Here is a 2,671-nt window from a genome sequence, read left to right as displayed (position 1 = left end):
CGGTCAGGTCCTCCGGGTGCGCGTACTCGTACGGCGGGACCTGGAGGACGAGCCGAAACGGCGCGGAGGCCCCTGCGGCGTACCGGGGGGATTTCCAGTCGGCACTGTCGGCGGTCCGTGAGACCCTAAAGAACAGTCCCGCGATTTCTGGCGGGCACGTGAGCGCAGCGACGGAACCCCGCCGCTCCGCACGCGTGCCGATCCGCCAGGACGACGGAACAGCTTCCAGGGACTGCCCCGACCGCCGACGAAAGCCTGCATGTGACCGCCACGGACCGCTCCATCGAGCTCATCAACGCCGCCGCCCAGGCGGCGGCCGACCGGCTCGCGCACGACATCATCGCCTACGACGTCAGCGACGTCCTGTCGATCACCGACGCCTTCCTGCTGGCCTCGGCCCCCAACGACCGCCAGGTCAAGTCGATCGTCGACGAGATCGAGGAGCGGCTCCAGAAGGAACTCGGCGCCAAGCCGGTGCGCCGCGAGGGCGACCGCGACGCCCGCTGGATCCTGCTCGACTACGTCGACATCGTCATCCACGTCCAGCACAGCGAGGAGCGTGTCTTCTACGCGCTCGAACGCCTGTGGAAGGACTGCCCCGAGATCGCGCTCCCCGAGGACGCGCTGAAGACCCGAGGCAAGGCCGCGGAGCACGCCCAGCTCAACGGCACCGCGGAAGGTGACGCGAGCTGAACGGCGGCGACAGCGGCCGGGGCCGCCGAGTAGTCCTCTGGCGGCACGGTCAGACGGCGTGGAACCTGGAGCGACGCTTCCAGGGCACCACGGACATCGAGTTGACCGACACCGGAGTCGGGCAGGCCCGTCGGGCGGCCCGCCTCCTGGCGTCCCTGAAGCCGCACGCCGTCGTCGCCTCGGATCTGCGGCGCGCGGCGGCCACGGCCGCCGAGCTGTCCGCCGTGACGGGCCTCACGGTCGCCCACGACTCCGGTCTGCGAGAGACCTACGCCGGGGAGTGGCAAGGGCTCACGCACGAGGAGATCATCGGCCGGTACGGCGAGCAGTACGCCGCCTGGAAGCGGGGCGAACCCGTACGCCGGGGCGGCGGCGAGCTGGAGACCGAGGTGGCCGACCGGGCCGCTCCGGTCGTCCTGGAACACGCCGACCGGCTTCCTGACGGCGGCACGCTCGTCGTGGTCAGCCACGGCGGCACCATCCGGACCACGATCGGCCGGCTGCTCGGACTGGAGGCCCACCACTGGGAGGGCCTCGGCGGACTCAGCAACTGCTGCTGGTCGGTGCTGGGTGAAGGCGCGCGCGGCTGGCGTCTGCTGGAGCACAACGCCGGAACCCTGCCCGAACCGGTGCTCGGCGACGACACCTGAGGGGCCGCCCGATCCCCCCGGAGAGCACCTCGGGGAGGGCGGCACCGCAGGTTCCCGGAGGGCGGCACCGGCCGGATTTCACTTTCCGGCTGGTCACAGGCTAGAGTTCTTCTTGTTCGCAGCGCGGAAAACACCGAAACGGTGAGGACGCGAAGAAGGACAGCGAACAGCGGGGCTATAGCTCAGTTGGTAGAGCGCCTGCATGGCATGCAGGAGGTCAGGAGTTCAATTCTCCTTAGCTCCACAGATGAAGATCCCGTCCCCTTGGGGGCGGGATCTTCTGCGTATCGGGGTCCGGTGCTCGGGTCCGGTGCTCGTGTTCAGCGCTCGGGTTCGGCGTCGACGGTGGCTCCTTCCGTCGCCCCGGCTTCTCCGCCGGCGTAGAGGCGCTGTTCCGGCGGTCTTCCCGCAGTGTTCCGCCCCGCTCCGACCGTGGCCGGGGCCTCGGCCACGGCGTCCGCGACCGGGCCGGCCTCACTGACGCGACGTCAGCCGCCCGCCGGGTGTGGCTCGGCGGGCTCCCCGGCTTGCGGTGTCATGGCAGAATCGGAGCGCCGGAGGGGGCTACGGACCGATCGGGAGGGAACGCGATGCCTGCGAGCCGCGTGCGGGCCCCCGGTCAGCCGTGTGCGCCCGATGTTCCAGCTCCGCACACCAGTCCCGTAGTTACCGTGATTTCCGAACACCGGTCCGGTCCCGGCTGCCCTCCCCGCGGCTCCTCCCAGGTGGTCCAGACACCGGGGGGCGGCGGGATCGGGTGCGCGCGCACGGCCAGCGGCCACAGCTGGAGCTGACTGCATGGGTGCGCACAGGCGGAAATGCGACTGGTGTGGCAGCGGTACGCCCATCGTCAGGGACATGGATCCGGTCAACCCGGACTACCAGTACTGGTGCGAGGAGTGCGCGCGGGCGCTGATCATAAAAGGCGACCCCATCGAGACCTACCGCGAGCTGGAGGGGGAGCCGATCTACGGACGGCTCCTGGAGGAGCACTGCACCCTCAAGCGGTTCTACTCCTTCGCCACAGCCTGACGGGGCGGCGGGAGTGAGGGGGGCCGCACTCGCCGCGCCTGTGTAAACCGGGCATATCGGTCAGGGTGGGAATGGATTTGGGGACCACCGGGGAGGCCGTGTAATGTTCTCGATGTCGCCAAGGGAAACCGGACGGCGGCGAAACAAGGGGCTATAGCTCAGTTGGTAGAGCGCCTGCATGGCATGCAGGAGGTCAGGAGTTCAATTCTCCTTAGCTCCACAGTGACGAAGGCGGACCATCCGAATCGGATGGTCCGACATATTGGTTTACGGTTGCCGTTGAAGCCATTTCAGAA

General features: G+C 69.0%; 3 protein-coding genes and 2 tRNA genes. All 5 read left to right on the top strand.

The features are described 5' to 3' along the window. Positions 1 to 261 precede the first annotated feature (261 nt). On the top strand, positions 262 to 693 hold the full coding sequence (gene rsfS / locus ACWD3D_RS35825; RefSeq protein ID WP_358765860.1) for a ribosome silencing factor: 432 nt from the start codon (positions 262 to 264) through the stop codon (positions 691 to 693). Next, positions 690 to 1,343 carry a histidine phosphatase family protein gene (locus ACWD3D_RS35820; RefSeq protein WP_451464843.1) on the top strand — a complete coding sequence of 218 codons (654 nt, stop codon included), beginning with the start codon at positions 690 to 692 and terminating at the stop codon, positions 1,341 to 1,343. The genes rsfS and ACWD3D_RS35820 overlap by 4 nt, the downstream gene beginning before the upstream one ends. 171 nt (positions 1,344 to 1,514) lie before the next feature. After that, positions 1,515 to 1,587: transfer RNA gene (locus tag ACWD3D_RS35815), tRNA-Ala, on the top strand. A 554-nt stretch (positions 1,588 to 2,141) separates the two neighbouring features. Next, positions 2,142 to 2,375 carry a hypothetical protein gene (locus tag ACWD3D_RS35810; RefSeq protein WP_124268198.1) on the top strand — a complete coding sequence of 78 codons (234 nt, stop codon included), beginning with the start codon at positions 2,142 to 2,144 and terminating at the stop codon, positions 2,373 to 2,375. Between the two features lie 147 nt (positions 2,376 to 2,522). Further along, a tRNA-Ala gene (locus tag ACWD3D_RS35805) sits at positions 2,523 to 2,595 on the top strand. The last annotated feature ends 76 nt before the right edge of the window (positions 2,596 to 2,671 follow it).

The sequence above is a fragment of the Streptomyces sp. NPDC002690 genome (assembly GCF_053592415.1).
Note: the sequence above shows the minus strand (reverse complement) of the source record. Positions and strands in the feature narration are given on the sequence as shown.

What these genes read in the sequence shown, in the direction of transcription:
- ACWD3D_RS35810 (WP_124268198.1), top strand. Translation starts at nt 2,142, where the DNA reads ATGGGTGCGCACAGGCGGAAATGCGACTGGTGTGGCAGCGGTACGCCC.